The 14,780-nt window shown below is 55.5% G+C and carries 11 protein-coding genes and 7 tRNA genes; 1 reads left to right on the top strand and 17 read right to left on the bottom strand.

Features of this window, described 5'->3' with window-relative positions:
- Positions 1 to 97 precede the first annotated feature (97 nt).
- The 6 genes from G6041_RS09505 to miaB all read right to left on the bottom strand — a co-directional run bounded on the left by G6041_RS09505 (position 98) and on the right by miaB (position 7,043).
- Positions 98 to 1,003, bottom strand: coding sequence for an amino acid ABC transporter substrate-binding protein (locus G6041_RS09505; RefSeq protein ID WP_004387194.1), 906 nt, complete (start codon positions 1,001 to 1,003; stop codon positions 98 to 100).
- A gap of 361 nt (positions 1,004 to 1,364) precedes the next feature.
- Positions 1,365 to 2,906 carry an apolipoprotein N-acyltransferase gene (gene lnt, locus G6041_RS09500; RefSeq protein ID WP_012125365.1) on the bottom strand — a complete coding sequence of 514 codons (1,542 nt, stop codon included), beginning with the start codon at positions 2,904 to 2,906 and terminating at the stop codon, positions 1,365 to 1,367.
- A 4-nt stretch (positions 2,907 to 2,910) separates the two neighbouring features.
- Positions 2,911 to 3,786 (bottom strand): CNNM family magnesium/cobalt transport protein CorC, encoded by an 876-nt coding sequence (gene corC, locus G6041_RS09495; RefSeq protein WP_004387191.1) that lies wholly within the window; start codon positions 3,784 to 3,786, stop codon positions 2,911 to 2,913.
- Positions 3,787 to 3,888: 102 nt separating this feature from the next.
- Positions 3,889 to 4,356 (bottom strand): rRNA maturation RNase YbeY, encoded by a 468-nt coding sequence (gene ybeY / locus G6041_RS09490; RefSeq protein WP_007900519.1) that lies wholly within the window; start codon positions 4,354 to 4,356, stop codon positions 3,889 to 3,891.
- On the bottom strand, positions 4,353 to 5,414 hold the full coding sequence (locus G6041_RS09485; protein ID WP_004387189.1) for a PhoH family protein: 1,062 nt from the start codon (positions 5,412 to 5,414) through the stop codon (positions 4,353 to 4,355). The genes ybeY and G6041_RS09485 overlap by 4 nt, the downstream gene beginning before the upstream one ends.
- Before the next feature lie 204 nt (positions 5,415 to 5,618).
- Entirely contained in the window at positions 5,619 to 7,043 is a 1,425-nt protein-coding gene (gene miaB, locus G6041_RS09480; protein ID WP_004387188.1) for a tRNA (N6-isopentenyl adenosine(37)-C2)-methylthiotransferase MiaB, read from the bottom strand.
- Between the two features lie 145 nt (positions 7,044 to 7,188).
- Between miaB and ubiF the strand changes: the two genes are divergently transcribed.
- Positions 7,189 to 8,364 (top strand): 3-demethoxyubiquinol 3-hydroxylase, encoded by a 1,176-nt coding sequence (gene ubiF, locus G6041_RS09475; protein ID WP_094301146.1) that lies wholly within the window; start codon positions 7,189 to 7,191, stop codon positions 8,362 to 8,364.
- Positions 8,365 to 8,587: 223 nt separating this feature from the next.
- Here ubiF and G6041_RS09470 read toward each other — a convergent pair.
- From G6041_RS09470 to nagA, 11 genes are all read right to left on the bottom strand, one after another.
- Positions 8,588 to 8,662: transfer RNA gene (locus G6041_RS09470), tRNA-Gln, on the bottom strand.
- A 91-nt stretch (positions 8,663 to 8,753) separates the two neighbouring features.
- Positions 8,754 to 8,828, bottom strand: a tRNA-Gln gene (locus G6041_RS09465).
- A 62-nt stretch (positions 8,829 to 8,890) separates the two neighbouring features.
- Positions 8,891 to 8,967: transfer RNA gene (locus tag G6041_RS09460), tRNA-Met, on the bottom strand.
- A 30-nt stretch (positions 8,968 to 8,997) separates the two neighbouring features.
- Positions 8,998 to 9,072, bottom strand: a tRNA-Gln gene (locus G6041_RS09455).
- A 36-nt stretch (positions 9,073 to 9,108) separates the two neighbouring features.
- Positions 9,109 to 9,183: transfer RNA gene (locus G6041_RS09450), tRNA-Gln, on the bottom strand.
- Between the two features lie 22 nt (positions 9,184 to 9,205).
- A tRNA-Leu gene (locus G6041_RS09445) sits at positions 9,206 to 9,290 on the bottom strand.
- A gap of 8 nt (positions 9,291 to 9,298) precedes the next feature.
- Positions 9,299 to 9,375 (bottom strand) — tRNA-Met (locus G6041_RS09440).
- Between the two features lie 247 nt (positions 9,376 to 9,622).
- Complete coding sequence (gene asnB / locus G6041_RS09435) at positions 9,623 to 11,287, bottom strand: asparagine synthase B (protein ID WP_004387186.1); 1,665 nt, start codon at positions 11,285 to 11,287, stop codon at positions 9,623 to 9,625.
- A 298-nt stretch (positions 11,288 to 11,585) separates the two neighbouring features.
- Positions 11,586 to 12,338, bottom strand: a complete 753-nt coding sequence (locus tag G6041_RS09430) for an HAD-IIA family hydrolase (RefSeq protein ID WP_004387185.1) — start codon at positions 12,336 to 12,338, stop codon at positions 11,586 to 11,588.
- Between the two features lie 62 nt (positions 12,339 to 12,400).
- Positions 12,401 to 13,621, bottom strand: coding sequence for a DNA-binding transcriptional regulator NagC (gene nagC, locus G6041_RS09425; protein WP_004387184.1), 1,221 nt, complete (start codon positions 13,619 to 13,621; stop codon positions 12,401 to 12,403).
- A gap of 8 nt (positions 13,622 to 13,629) precedes the next feature.
- The gene (gene nagA / locus G6041_RS09420) at positions 13,630 to 14,778 is read right to left on the bottom strand and encodes an N-acetylglucosamine-6-phosphate deacetylase (RefSeq protein WP_012125362.1); all 1,149 of its coding nucleotides are present in this window, start codon (positions 14,776 to 14,778) and stop codon (positions 13,630 to 13,632) included.
- Positions 14,779 to 14,780 lie beyond the last annotated feature (2 nt).

The following is a 14,780-nucleotide window of genomic DNA, read 5'->3' as shown; positions in this document are numbered from 1 at the left end:
TTCGCGCCGGTTGGGGAACGGCCAACCGACGTATAGTCTGTCCGGGCTTGCTTCTTCAATCATGAGGGCAGGGTGACCCGCCCCTTAATGGTTGTAATTAGTTAAGCGCTTTATCGTTAGGCTCTTTGAACAGGGCTTTCATGTCGTCAGAAAGCTCAAAGTTCAGGTTAAGGTTTTTCGGTGGGATCGGGTTTTTAAACCATTTATCAAACCACTTCTCTGCGTCGCCTGAGGTCTGTGCTTTGGCGATGGTCTCGTCTACCAGCTTTTTGAAAGACTCGTCGCCTTTACGCAGCATGCAGCCATAGGCTTCTTTGGACTGCGGCGTGCCGACGATTTCCCAGTTGTCCGGTTTCTTCGCCTTCGCGCGCTCGCCAGCCAGCAGGGCGTCATCCATCATAAACGCCACCGCGCGGCCGCTTTCCAGGGTACGGAAGGAGTCGCCGTGATCTTTGGCGCTGATGATGCGCATGTCCATTTTCTTCTCGTCGTTCAGCTTATGCAGCAGCACTTCTGACGTCGTGCCGGAAGTCACAACGACCGCTTTGCCTTTCAGATCCGGGAAGTCTTTAATCGGGCCGCCTTTTTTCACCAGCAGGCGGGTGCCCACGACGAAAATGGTGTCAGAGAAAGCCGCCTGTTTCTGGCGCTCCAGGTTGTTGGTGGTGGAGCCGCATTCGAAATCAAAGGTGCCGTTTTGCAGCAGCGGGATACGGTTCTGCGAGGTAATCGGGATCATTTTGACCTGCAGATCCGGCTTGTTGAGCTGTTTCTTCACGGCTTCAACGATAGCGTTGGAATAATCCTGCGAATAGCCGACCACTTTTTGCTGGTTGTCGTAATAGGAGAAAGGAACTGAGGATTCGCGATGGCCGACAACAATAACGCCGTTCGCTTTGATTTTATCCAGCGTGCTTTGACCGCTGCTTGCGTCTTCCGCATGGGCCAGACCTGCGCTCAGACCCATTACCAGCATTGCTGCGGTCAGTTTACGTAACTGCATATCCAACTCCTTTATCGCGGCGTCAGAAACGCCATTGATACCCAATTGTGAATGTGTGTTGTTATATCCTGCCGTCCCGCCAGCAGCGTTAGTACCGTGTTGGTACCATTTAGCCTGGCTGGATGTAAATAATTTGCTGTGAATTTGTTTATTTTTGCGAAGCGCGCCGCACCAATGAGAGGCAAAAATGCGGTGTTGCACTAAAGTGGTGCCGCAAAAGATCGCTGCTGGTGCATCTAACACGCCTGCGCCGCCCGATTAGGCGTTTCAGCTAAATCATTGGGTTAACTAAAGCAAAGGGTGTGCCAGAAAAGGAAAAGGCCAGCATAGCTGACCTTTTTAGGGGAAATGGAGCGGTAATTTACGAACGTCTGAGTCTGCCGAGGCTCATCAGCACAGAGATGAAACCGCCCAGCGCGACGATAATCCAGATAGTGGCATTGCCAAAACGGGCATACGGCGTCAGCCCGCTGGTGGGCGTAACGGAGGCGTTTAAGACCTCACGGGTGAACTGCGGGATGATCGACTGAACATTACCGTTAGCGTCAATGACCGCCGTGACGCCGTTATTGGTGCTGCGCAGCAGCGGACGCGCCAGCTCCAGCGCACGCATACGCGCCATCTGGAAGTGCTGCCACGGGCCGATAGAGTGGCCAAACCACGCGTCGTTCGAGATAGTCAGCAGGAAGTCAGTATCCGGGCGGAAGTTATCACGAACCTGTTCGCCGAGAATAATTTCGTAGCAGATCGCCGCCGTGAGCTTCATGCCGTGTGCCTGTAACTGCGGCTGCATATACGGGCCGCGGCTGAACGAGGACATCGGCAGATCGAAGAACGGCGCGAGTGGGCGCAGAATCGATTCCAGCGGCACGAACTCGCCAAACGGCACCAGATGGTTTTTATGGTAGCGGTTGGCGGAGTTATAGCTGTACGGCGTACTGGCACCGAGGGTAATGATGGTATTGTACGTGTCGTAACGGTTTTTCTCGTTAAGACGCGCATCCACCACGCCGGTAATCAGCGTCGCGTCGTTATCGCGCAGCACGGTGTCGAGATCGTGCAGGAACGGCTGCTGGTTGCTCTCTAAATCGGGAATGGCGGATTCCGGCCAGATAATCAACCCGGCTTTACCGAGCTGCTCGCGCGTGGCGTTAAAGTAAATCCGCAGCGTGTTCATCAGCTCGCGCTCATCCCATTTCATCGACTGTGGAATATTGCCCTGCACCAGCGCGACGTTTATCGCGCGTTCGGCATGCGGCTGATACCACTGGATATAGCGCAGCGGGAAGGGCAGCGCGAACAACACGAGCGCGCAGACGGCAGGCTTCCAGGCGCGATGCACGATCGCCAGCACCAGCAGGCCGCTCACTGCCATCAGTAAAAAGGTGATGGCTTCAACGCCCATCACTGGCGCCAGGCCTTTCAGCGGGCCGTCTATCTGGCTGTAGCCAAACTGCAGCCACGGGAAGCCGGTCAGCACCCAGCCGCGTAAAAACTCGGTGAGATGCCAGACGACCGGCGCGGCAATCGCCAGGCGCAGCCAGCTGGTTTTCGGCCACAGGCGCGAGAGGACGCCTGCGAAAAGACCGGTATAGAGCGACAGATACGCGGCAAGCAGGACGACCAGCGCCACGTTGACGGGCCCCGGCATGCCGCCGAACTGGGCGATGCTGACATAGACCCAGTTCACGCCGCTGCCAAACAGGCCAAGCCCCCAGAAGAAACCAATCCAGGCGCTTTGCATCGGGCGACGGTTAAGCGTAAGCCCCTGTAAGCCCATCAGCGAAATAAGGGCGGCGGGCCAGAAATCGTAAGGGGAAAAGGCCAGCGTTCCGCTGGCACCAAAAAGCAGCGCCAGCAGCAGACGCACGCGCTGGCGTTCAATCATTGAGGCAAGAGCCATTCCATTAGTCTTCCAGTTTAGGCTGCGGCGAGTTTTCCGGCATTCTGACGTGGACCTGGATAATACGACGGCTGTCCGCCATGGCAACTTTAAACTGGTAACCATCGATGTCGATGGTTTCTCCGCGCGCAGGCAGATGACCGAACGCCTGCATCACCAGACCGCCGATGGTGTCGACTTCTTCATCGCTGAACTGGGTGCCGAAGGTATCGTTAAAATCTTCAATGGACGCCAGCGCGCGCACGGTCCAGGTGTGGCGGCTGAGCTGACGGAAATCGATATCTTCTTCGTCGTCGTATTCATCTTCGATTTCGCCGACGATGAGCTCAAGAATATCTTCGATAGTCACAAGCCCCGATACGCCGCCGAATTCATCAATCACGATAGCCATGTGATAACGCTGTGAGCGGAACTCTTTCAGCATCCGGTCAACCCGTTTGCTTTCCGGCACGACAACCGCCGGGCGCAGCACTTTATCCATGCTGAAGGCTTCGGCATCGCTGCGCATAAACGGCAGCAGATCCTTGGCCATCAAAATCCCTTCTATGTGATCTTTGTCTTCGCTGATCACCGGGAAACGTGAATGCGCCGATTCGATAATGACGTCAAGACATTCATCAAGGCTCTGGTTGCGTTTCAGGGTGACCATTTGAGAGCGGGGGATCATGATGTCGCGCACGCGCTGGTCGGCGATATCCATTACCCCTTCGAGCATGTCGCGCGTATCCTGGTCGATAAGCTCGTTCTGCTCGGAATCACGGATAAGCTCTAGCAGTTCGTCACGGTTTTTGGGTTCACCGTGGAACAGCTGGCTTAAGAGGAGGGAGAAAAATCCCTTTTTGTTAAGTGAGTCGCTACTGTGTGAGTTGTCGTCGCTCATGGCGTTAATTCAGGGTTCTCATGTTGGTTTATGTCTCGCTCGTGGCGGAAAACTCACGCCACGGCGGTAGAAATCACTGGCGGCAGCGGGCTGCCGCACAGATTACGCTTTCTCGGCAATGTACGGATCGTCAAAGCCCAGGGCAAGCATTATCTCGGTTTCGATGCCTTCCATCTCTTCGGCTTCGTCATCCTCGATATGGTCATAGCCCAGAAGATGCAGACTGCCGTGCACCACCATATGCGCCCAGTGGGCTTCCAGCGGCTTTTCCTGTTCACGCGCTTCGCGCTCGACCACCTGGCGACAGATAATCAGATCGCCAAGCAACGGCATGTCGATGCCGGGCGGCGCTTCGAACGGGAACGACAGCACGTTGGTGGGTTTGTCCATACCGCGATAAGTCAGGTTTAAATCATGGCTTTCCGCTTCATCCACCAGACGCACCGTGACTTCTGATTCTTCCTGAAACTGCGGCACAACGGCATTCAGCCATGTCTGAAACTGCGCCTCGTCCGGTAAACCGGTGGTGTCTTCGCAGGCCACCTGCAAATCAAGGATCACCTGACTCATTTACTCTCCTGCGCGCCCGCGGCCAGCGCCTGGGCTTCACGTTTACGTTCCGCGGCCTGTTCGGCTTTGCGTTTCTGGTCAGCCTCTTCCCACGCTTCATAGGCGGTGACGATGCGCGCGACAACCGGATGGCGCACCACGTCTTCGCTGTGGAAGAAGTTAAAGCTGATCTCTTCGACTTCCGAAAGCACTTCAATGGCGTGACGCAGGCCGGACTTCAGGTTTCGCGGCAGGTCAATCTGCGTGACGTCGCCGGTGATCACCGCTTTGGAGTTAAAGCCGATACGGGTCAGGAACATTTTCATCTGTTCGATGGTGGTGTTCTGGCTCTCATCGAGAATAATGAACGCGTCGTTAAGCGTACGGCCGCGCATGTAAGCCAGCGGCGCGACTTCAATCACGTTGCGCTCCATCAGCTTTTCCACACGCTCAAAGCCGAGCATCTCAAACAGCGCGTCATAGAGCGGACGCAGGTAGGGGTCGACTTTCTGGCTGAGATCGCCTGGCAGGAAGCCCAGTTTTTCACCGGCTTCCACGGCCGGACGGGTCAGCAGAATACGGCGAATCTCCTGGCGCTCCAGCGCGTCCACGGCGGCCGCGACCGCAAGATACGTTTTACCCGTACCGGCAGGGCCGATACCGAAGGTGATGTCGTGGTCGAGAATATTCGCGATGTACTGCGCCTGGTTTGGCGTGCGCGGTTTAATCACGCCGCGTTTGGTCTTGATATTGACCGCTTTGCCATACTCCGGCACGCTTTCGGCGCTCTGCTCAAGCACGCGAAATTCTTTAATGGCCAGATGAATTTGTTCCGGCTCAATCTCTTTGATTTCGCCGCGCATCGGGGCGGTATCGACGTACAGATGGCGCAGAATATCCGCCGCCGCGCTGACGCAAATCGTGCGGCCGGTCAGTTTAAAGTGGTTGTCGCGACGGGCGATTTCGATGCCGAGGCGGCGTTCAAGTTGTTTGATGTTGTCATCAAAGGGTCCACAGAGGCTAAGCAGACGAGCGTTGTCTGCCGGTTCCAGCGTAAATTCACGAGTTTCGATATTCAAACTTGTCCTCTTGGTCACTCAGGGCCAGTTAAGGTGAGTAAAAATGCCTGCTGATTTTCTCAGGGCCTGAGAGAAATTATTCACGGCGAGGGAAAAAGGCGCAAGCGACAACCCGGATATTTGGGTGACGCCTTCAGAATACAAGCACGGATGGTGTAAAAATAAGCGTATGCCGCGCCGGGGCGGCATACGTGAGAGAACGGATTATGGCTGGAAAATCCCGACGCCGAGTTCGTTTTCTTTGCGGGTGCGGGCGATGATCGATTCCGGCGATTCCACCACGCGCAGGCCCATCTCGTCTTCGGTGCGGATAACCTTGCCGCGCAGCGAATTCGGGAACACTTCCGTGATTTCCACATCGACGAATTTACCCACCATATCCGGCGAGCCCTCGAAGTTCACCACGCGGTTGTTTTCGGTACGCCCGGAAAGCTCCATGATGCTCTTACGCGACGTGCCTTCCACCAGAATGCGCTGGGTTGTGCCGAGCATACGGCGGCTCCACGCCATCGCCTGCTGGTTGATGCGCTCCTGAAGGATGTACAGACGCTGTTTTTTCTCCTCTTCCGGCACGTCATCCACCATGTCGGCGGCAGGCGTACCCGGACGCGCGGAGAAAATAAAGCTGTAGCTCATGTCGAAATTCACCTCGGCAATCAGCTTCATGGTCTGTTCGAAATCCTGCTGGGTTTCGCCAGGGAAGCCGACAATGAAGTCGGAGCTAATCTGAATATCCGGACGCGCGGCGCGCAGCTTGCGGATAATGGCTTTATATTCCAGCGCCGTGTGGGTGCGTCCCATCATGTTCAGCACGCGGTCGGAGCCGCTCTGTACCGGCAGATGCAGGAAGCTCACCAGCTCCGGCGTGTCGCGATAGACTTCGATGATGTCATCGGTAAATTCAATCGGGTGGCTGGTGGTGAAGCGGATGCGGTCAATACCGTCAATCGCCGCGACCAGACGCAGCAGGTCGGCGAACGTGCCGGTAGTGCCGTCGTAGTTTTCGCCGCGCCAGGCGTTTACGTTCTGGCCGAGCAGGTTAACTTCACGCACACCCTGGGCGGCGAGCTGGGCGATTTCCAGCACGATGTCGTCGCTCGGACGGCTCACTTCTTCACCGCGGGTATACGGAACCACGCAGTAGGTGCAGTATTTATTGCAGCCTTCCATGATGGAAACGAACGCCGTCGGGCCTTCCGCGCGCGGCTCAGGCAGGCGATCGAACTTTTCGATTTCCGGGAAGCTGATGTCCACAACCGGGCTGCGCGTGCCTTTCACCTGGTTGATCATTTCCGGCAGGCGGTGCAGGGTCTGAGGCCCGAAAATGATGTCAACGTAGCGGGCGCGATCGCGAATATGGTCACCTTCCTGAGACGCTACACAGCCGCCCACGCCGATAATCACATCCGGGTTCTTTTCCTTTAACGTTTTCCAGCGACCTAACTGATGGAAAACCTTCTCCTGTGCCTTCTCGCGGATTGAGCAGGTATTCAGCAGCAGAATATCTGCTTCTTCCGCCACGTCGGTCAGCGTAAAGCCGTGCGTGGTTTCCAGCAGATCGGCCATCTTCGATGAATCGTACTCATTCATCTGACAGCCCCAGGTTTTAATATGGAGTTTTTTTGTCATTGACTTGCCATTGCTCAGTTAAAGCCACTCATTTTGGCCGCGTATTGTAATGCTTTGACGGGTTCGTGACCAGTGGCGAGGCAAAGACGTCAGGCGGCGAAAAATCCGGTAAACTGAAGGGAGATTGCTTAAGGATGAAATGACCATGACAAATCAACCAATTGAAGTCGTCGTTGTCGGCGGGGGCATGGTGGGTGCCGCCGCCGCGCTTGGGCTTGCGCAAAATGGCTTTCAGGTCGCCGTCGTGGAACATGCCGCGCCGCCGCCGTTTTCACCGCAAAACCCGCCGGACGTGCGGATCTCGTCGATCAGTTGCGCGTCGGTGGATCTGCTGCGCGGGCTGGGCGTCTGGCAGCAGGTGCTTGAGATGCGCGCGCATCCTTATCGCCGCCTCGAAACCTGGGAGTGGAACGATGCGCGGGTTGAATTCAGCGCCGATGAACTGCAACTGCCGGAGCTGGGCTATATGGTAGAAAACAGCGTGCTGCAACGCGCGCTGTGGGAGGCGCTGGAGGCGCATCCGGCGGTGCAACTGCTGTGCCCGGCGACGCTCACGCAGATGACGCCGTCGCAAAACGGGTATCAGCTCACTCTCACTAATGGCGACACATTACAGGCGCGCCTGGTGATCGGTGCGGACGGTGCCAGCTCGCAGGTACGTAAATGGGCAGGTATCGGCGTTAACGCCTGGCAGTATCAGCAGTCATGCCTGTTGATTAGCGTGGAATGCGAGCAGCCGCCCGGCGACAGCACCTGGCAGCATTTTACCCCGAACGGGCCGCATGCGTTTTTACCTCTGTTTGATAACCGTGCGTCGCTCGTCTGGTATGACCGCCCGGCACGTGTTCGTCAGCTTCAGGCGATGACCATGACACAGCTTGGGCGAGAGATTGCCGCCGCATTTCCTGCCCGGCTTGGCCGCGTGACGCCGGTCGCCTGCGGCGCGTTTCCGCTGGTGCGTCGCCATGCGCTGCGTTATGTGCTACCGGGCGTCGCGCTGATTGGCGACGCCGCGCATACCATTCATCCGCTGGCGGGGCAGGGGGTGAATCTCGGTTATCGCGATGTGGACGCGCTGCTGAAAGTGGTGATAGATGCCCGCAATGCGGCGGAAGACTGGGCTTCCGGTGCGGTGCTTAAGCGCTATCAGCGTCGTCGTATGCCGGATAACCTGCTGATGCAAAGCGGTATGGATCTTTTCCATGCTGGGTTTACTGCGAAACTGAAACCGCTGCGCGTGCTGCGCAATCTTGGGCTTATTGCCGCCCAGCGCTCAGGCGTGCTGAAACGCCAGGCGCTGCGGTATGCGCTCGGTTTATGACGCCTTAGTTACAACATGCTTTAAGGTGCATTAAGGGTTGATAACCGGGGCGTTGTCGTCGTTGTCGCCTTACAGTGAAAATTTGCTTATTTAAGAAGCCTGCCTGTGCAGGCTTTTTTATGGGGATTGCGTGTCTGAATGGCAACGTGACTTTGTTGTACGTATAGACAGGAAGAGGAAACGCAGAAAAGAAAAAAGCCTGCGAGAGCAGGCTTTTAAAGAGTGGCTGGGGTGCAGGGATTCGAACCCCGGAATGGCGGAATCAGAATCCGCTGCCTTACCGCTTGGCGACACCCCAACAAAATGTTGGTGCTGAATTGTTAGTTAAAGGAAGAAATAAATAACCTTTAACCAGCGCGTTTAGCTTCTTGCCAACCGCTTCTTCAAAGTGGCTGGGGTGCAGGGATTCGAACCCCGGAATGGCGGAATCAGAATCCGCTGCCTTACCGCTTGGCGACACCCCAAGAAACTCTTGCGAATTTTACTTCGCGCTATCCCGCATAAAAAATGCAAGACGCTTTAAATATGGTGGCTACGACGGGAATCGAACCTGTGACCCCAGCATTATGAGTGCTGTGCTCTAACCAGCTGAGCTACGTAGCCAAAGTGTACTGCTTTACCAGACATAACGACTGGCTGGGGTACCTGGATTCGAACCAGGGGATGCCGGTATCAAAAACCGGTGCCTTACCGCTTGGCGATACCCCAACGACTGCTGCGTAAAACGCAAAAGTCGAAGAAATATGGCTGGGGTACCTGGATTCGAACCAGGGAATGCCGGTATCAAAAACCGGTGCCTTACCGCTTGGCGATACCCCATCCGTGCAACGCAATTACGAAGTGGTGCGGGAGGCGAGACTTGAACTCGCACACCTTGCGGCGCCAGAACCTAAATCTGGTGCGTCTACCAATTTCGCCACTCCCGCAAAAAAGATGGTGGCTACGACGGGAATCGAACCTGTGACCCCATCATTATGAGTGATGTGCTCTAACCAGCTGAGCTACGTAGCCATCTTTTTTCGCGTTACCTTATCGGCGTTGCGGGGCGCATTATGCGTATTGGGCCTGGAAGCGTCAACACCTTTTTTGGCGAAAATCGACGTAAAGTGACTGTTTGACTAGCTTGCGAACAGCTTGATGCAATATTCGGCGATTCCAGGCGAATTATCCACTAATTCAATAGAAACAGCGTCCCTGGCCGCGCATCTTTACACCCATAAAAAACGGGCCCGAAGGCCCGTTATTCTTTTGGCAGCGCTTACTTGTAAGCAGACTGGTGTACGCCCACCGCGCGGCCTGACGGATCGTTCATGGTTTTAAACGCTTCGTCCCATTCGATGGCTTTCGCAGAAGAGCAGGCGACAGACGGGCCGCCAGGCACGCACTCCGCCGCACTCGGCACCGGGAACAGCTCTTCGAAAATTTCGCGGTAGAGATAAGCTTCTTTTGAGGCTGGTGTGTTGTACGGGAAGCGGAAGCGCGCAGTTTCCAGTTGCTGATCGGAAACCTGTTTTGCCGCCACTTCTTTCAGCGTATCAATCCAGCTGTAGCCCACGCCGTCGGAGAACTGTTCTTTCTGACGCCACGCCACGCTCGCCGGCAGATAAGACTCGAAACATTCACGCAGGATATGTTTTTCCATCTTGCCGTTGCCGCACATTTTATCCTGCGGGTTAATGCGCATCGCCACATCAAGGAATTTCTTATCGAGGAACGGCACACGCGCCTCAACGCCCCAGGCTGACATCGCTTTGTTGGCACGCGCACAGTCAAACATATGCAGCGCCTGCAGCTTGCGCACCGTTTCTTCGTGCAGCTCTTTCGCGTTCGGCGCTTTGTGGAAGTAGAGATAGCCGCCGAACACTTCGTCTGAACCTTCGCCGGAAAGCACCATTTTAATGCCCATCGCTTTGATTTTACGGGACATCAAATACATCGGCGTTGACGCGCGAATCGTGGTCACGTCATAGGTTTCGATGTGGTAAATCACATCGCGGATCGCATCCAGGCCTTCCTGCACGGTAAAGTGAATTTCATGATGTACCGTGCCGAGATGGTTGGCGACTTCCTGCGCGGCTTTCAGATCCGGTGAACCTTCAAGACCTACGGCAAACGAGTGCAGTTGCGGCCACCAGGCTTCGGAGCGTTCCTGATCTTCCACGCGGCGCGCTGCGAATTTCTTGGTAATGGCCGAAATAATGGAAGAATCGAGACCGCCAGAGAGTAGTACGCCGTAAGGCACGTCAGACATCAGGTGGCTTTTGACCGCATCTTCCAGCGCCTGGCGCAGCTCGGCTTTGTCCGTCACGTTATCTTTTACCGTGTCATACTCAAACCAGTCGCGCTGATAGTACTGGCGAATTTCGCCGTCCTGGCTCCAGAGATAGCTGCCCGCCGGGAACTCTTTAATGGTGCGACACACCGGCACCAGCGATTTCATTTCTGAAGCGACATAAAAGTTGCCGTGCTCATCGTGACCCATATAGAGCGGAATGATGCCGATATGGTCACGGCCAATCAGGTATGCGTCTTTTTCGCTGTCATAGAGCACAAAAGCGAACATGCCCTGCAGTTCGTCCAGAAATTCCGGCCCTTTTTCTTTATACAGCGCCAGGATGACTTCGCAGTCAGAGCCGGTCTGGAACTGGAAACGATCGCCATATTCCGCGCGCAGCGCCTGGTGGTTGTAGATTTCACCGTTAACGGCCAGCACGTGCGTTTTTTCAGTGTTGTAGAGCGGCTGCGCGCCTGCGTTGACGTCCACGATGGAAAGACGCTCATGCGCGAGAATGGCTTTGTCGCTGGCGAACACGCCGGACCAGTCCGGGCCGCGGTGACGCATCAGGCGCGACAGCTCAAGCGCTTTTTTACGCAGTTCGACCGCGTCGGTTTTGATATCCAGAACACCAAAAATAGAACACATAGAGAACTCCGTTAACCCTGGCGGTAATGTTGTGTTGTCTGTCTGCGAGGCGTTGCGGTTTATGCAATTTTTTCGCTTCGGCCTCTGTCGTTGTTTAAGAAAATGCCGCAAAGCGTGCAGGTTGTGCAAGCGTTTTAGCGTTCAGACCATAAATAGTTCAATGAGCGTTAGCGATAATTTAAAAATGGTCAGTAAAGCAGGGCGGTTTTTAGCGAATCGGCAAAAAAAGAGCACTTTTGCTAAACGAGGGGTTTGTCTGAAGGGCAAAAAAAACGGCCATCGTTAATGGCCGTCAGGTTCAGATTACGTCGATTTCGGCGACGGAAGGATAAATCCAGCTCGGCCGGAACGGCATGGCGTCGATGTCATTTATCGTCGAAACGCCCGACAGCACCAGAATCGTCTCCAGGCCTGCCTGGAAACCGGCCAGAATATCGGTGCGCAGATTATCGCCCACGATCACGGTATGTTCGGAGTGGGCCTGCATTTTGTTGAGCGCTGCGCGGATTATCCAGGGGCTTGGCTTGCCGACATAAAACGGCTTACGCCCGGAAATTTTCTCAATGCCCGCGCACAGCGCGCCGCAGGCCGGGTAAAAACCGCGCCCATGGGTGTCCGGGTTAGTGGCGATAAAGCGCGCGCCGTTGGCGACGAAAAAGGCGGCCTTATGCATCATCTCCCAGTTATAGGAGCGGGTTTCGCCCACGATAACGAAATCGGGATTGATATCGGTAATGGTAAAGCCCGCTTTATAAAGTTCGTGAATTAATGCCCCTTCGCCGACGACATAGGCCTTTTTACCTTCCTGACGACGCAGAAAATCGGCGGTGGCCATCGCGGAGGTGTAAAACACGCTGTCCGGCACGTCGATCCCGGCGGAGGCAAAGCGGTTGGCCAGATCCTGGCCCGTCTGTGACGGGTAGTTGGTCAGCAGAACCAGCGGAAACCCTTTCTCAAGAATGCGGGTCAGAAATTCGCTGGCGCCGGGCACCGCAACGTTATCGTGCATCAGCACGCCATCGATATCGCAAATTACGTTCTGAATGGTCATGGACTACTCTGGCTCAGGGAACAGAAAGGCGTAACTATAGCGCAAACCGCTACAGTCACTCGTTAACTTTCCAGCAAACGCTGTAATAACAATCCGTTAAGCATGGCGCGTTTTACCAGGGCAAACGCGCCGATAGCCGAGCGGTGATCGAGTTGCGAAGGCACGACCGGCAGATTTTTACGAAATGCTTTCAGCGATTGCGTGTTGATACAGCTTTCGATAGCGGGCAGCAGCACTTTCTGCGCTTCAACGATTTCACCGGCGATCACCACTTTTTGTGGGTTAAACAGGTTGATAGCGATAGCGATAGTTTTACCGAGCTGACGACCGACGCGCTCGATAACTTCGCAGGCCAGCGCATCGCCCCGGTTCGCGGCTTTGCAAATCGCTTTGATATTGCACTCATCGGGCGTCAGGCGGCTCTGATAGCCCTGTTCAAGCAGCTGGCGCACGCGCTGTTCAATCGCAGCGTTTGCGGCGACGGTTTCAAGGCACCCGAAATTGCCGCAGTGACAGCGCTCGCCAAGCGGATCGACCTGAATATGGCCAATCTCGCCGACGTTGCCGTTACGGCCAATGAATATGCGGCCGTTCGAGATAATGCCCGCGCCGGTGCCGCGGTGAACGCGCACCAGAATGGAATCTTCACAGTCGCGCGTTGCACCGAAATAGTGCTCCGCCAGTGCCAGGCTGCGAATGTCGTGACCGACAAAACAGGCGACGTTAAAGCGCTTTTGCAGCGCGTCCACCAGCGGCCAGTTTTCCACATTAATGTGCGGCATATAGCGAATAACGCCGCTTTCCGGATCGACCAGACCCGGCAGGATCACCGACACGGCGATAAGCTCGCGGATTTTACGCTGCCAGGTGTCAATAAACTGCGCAATGGTGTTCAGGAGCGCATGTTCAAGCGTTTCCTGGGTGCGTTCGGGCAGCGGAAAATGTTCTTCGGCCAGCACTTTACTGCTGAGATCGAACAGCGTCAGCGTGGCATCATGGCGGCCAAGCCGCACGCCAACGGCCTGAAAATGCCGGGTTTCGGTAACGATGGAGATAGCGCGGCGGCCTCCTGTCGAGGCCTGCTGATCGACTTCTTTAATCAGACCGCGCTCAATAAGCTGGCGGGTAATTTTGGTGACGCTGGCGGGCGCAAGCTGGCTCTGTTCGGCTATCTGAATGCGCGATATCGGCCCCTGCTGGTCGATAAGACGGTAAACCGCCGCGCTGTTAAGCTGTTTTACGAGATCAACGTTGCCAATTTGAGCCTGTCCGCCAGTCGTCATGCCTTTATTTACTCAGTAACGACCTCGTTACCATTAACGATGGTCTTGATGATTTTATAGTCGCGGGTAAAAGCGGTAAGGTTCGCCACTTTGCCCGCTTCAATGCTGCCAAGCCGGTGCGCCACACCCATGGCGCGAGCTGGATAAAGCGTCGCCATACGCAGCGCTTCATCCAGCGCGATATTGACATGCTCAACCAGGTTGCGCACGCCTTCTATCATGGTCAGCGCCGAGCCGCTCAGGGTGCCGTTTTCATCAACGCACAGGCCGTTGCGGTAGTATATTGTTTTGCCAGCAAAAATGAACTCATCAATATTGGCACCTGCAGGCGCCGTCGCGTCCGTCACCAGACACAGCTTGTCGCCTTTCACTTTTTTCGCAAGGCGCACGTTTGCGAAATCGACATGCAGGCCGTCAGCGATAATGCCGCACCAGACGTCCGGCTCGTCAAAAATAGCGCCCGTCAGCCCCGGTTCGCGACCAGTTATATAAGGCATGGCGTTGAACAGATGCGTGGCGAAACGAATACCCGCGCGGAAGCCTTTTTTCGCTTCTTTAAGCGTCGCGTTGGAGTGCCCGGCGGAAACCACAATGCCGGCAGCGGTCAGTTTTTCGATAACGTCCGGCGCGACGCGTTCCGGCGCGAGGGTGATTTTAGTAATGACATCGGCGTTGTCGCACAGGAAATCGACCAGCTCTGCGTCCGGCTGGCGCACGTAATCCGGGTTATGCGTGCCTTTTTTAACGATATTCAGCCACGGGCCTTCAAGATGCAGGCCCAGCGCCTGGTTCTGATGACGCGACAGGTATTCGCGCATCACGCGCACGCCCTGTTTCATCAGCGCGTCGCTACAGGTAATGAGTGTTGGCAGATAGCTGGTGCAGCCCGATTTCTCGTTGGCTTTTTGCATGATTTCCAGCGTTTCAATCGATACCGCTTCAGCGGTGTCGTTAAACTGCACGCCGCCGCAGCCGTTGAGCTGCACGTCGATAAAACCGGGGGCGATAATGGCGCCGCCCATGTCGCGCTGCTCGATACCTGCCGGCAATTCAGCCAGCGGGCAGAGGCGCTCAATCAGGCCATCGGCGATGATAATCGCGTGGTCATCCAGAATGTCGTGGCCGGTGTAAATCCGGCCGTGGGTTAATGCGTACATAA

It is taken from the genome of Cronobacter sp. HA18003 (assembly GCF_011605905.1).
Classification (GTDB): Bacteria; Pseudomonadota; Gammaproteobacteria; order Enterobacterales; family Enterobacteriaceae; genus Cronobacter; species Cronobacter sakazakii.
This window is presented reverse-complemented; position numbering and strand designations above follow the sequence as displayed.

What these genes read in the sequence shown, in the direction of transcription:
- asnB (WP_004387186.1), bottom strand. Translation starts at nt 11,287, where the DNA reads ATGTGTTCTATTTTTGGTGTTCTGGATATCAAAACCGACGCGGTCGAA.
- ybeY (WP_007900519.1), bottom strand. Translation starts at nt 4,356, where the DNA reads ATGAGTCAGGTGATCCTTGATTTGCAGGTGGCCTGCGAAGACACCACC.
- nagA (WP_012125362.1), bottom strand. Translation starts at nt 14,778, where the DNA reads ATGTACGCATTAACCCACGGCCGGATTTACACCGGCCACGACATTCTG.
- lnt (WP_012125365.1), bottom strand. Translation starts at nt 2,906, where the DNA reads ATGGCTCTTGCCTCAATGATTGAACGCCAGCGCGTGCGTCTGCTGCTG.
- ubiF (WP_094301146.1), top strand. Translation starts at nt 7,189, where the DNA reads ATGACAAATCAACCAATTGAAGTCGTCGTTGTCGGCGGGGGCATGGTG.
- G6041_RS09505 (WP_004387194.1), bottom strand. Translation starts at nt 1,003, where the DNA reads ATGCAGTTACGTAAACTGACCGCAGCAATGCTGGTAATGGGTCTGAGC.
- G6041_RS09430 (WP_004387185.1), bottom strand. Translation starts at nt 12,338, where the DNA reads ATGACCATTCAGAACGTAATTTGCGATATCGATGGCGTGCTGATGCAC.
- nagC (WP_004387184.1), bottom strand. Translation starts at nt 13,621, where the DNA reads ATGACGACTGGCGGACAGGCTCAAATTGGCAACGTTGATCTCGTAAAA.
- corC (WP_004387191.1), bottom strand. Translation starts at nt 3,786, where the DNA reads ATGAGCGACGACAACTCACACAGTAGCGACTCACTTAACAAAAAGGGA.
- miaB (WP_004387188.1), bottom strand. Translation starts at nt 7,043, where the DNA reads ATGACAAAAAAACTCCATATTAAAACCTGGGGCTGTCAGATGAATGAG.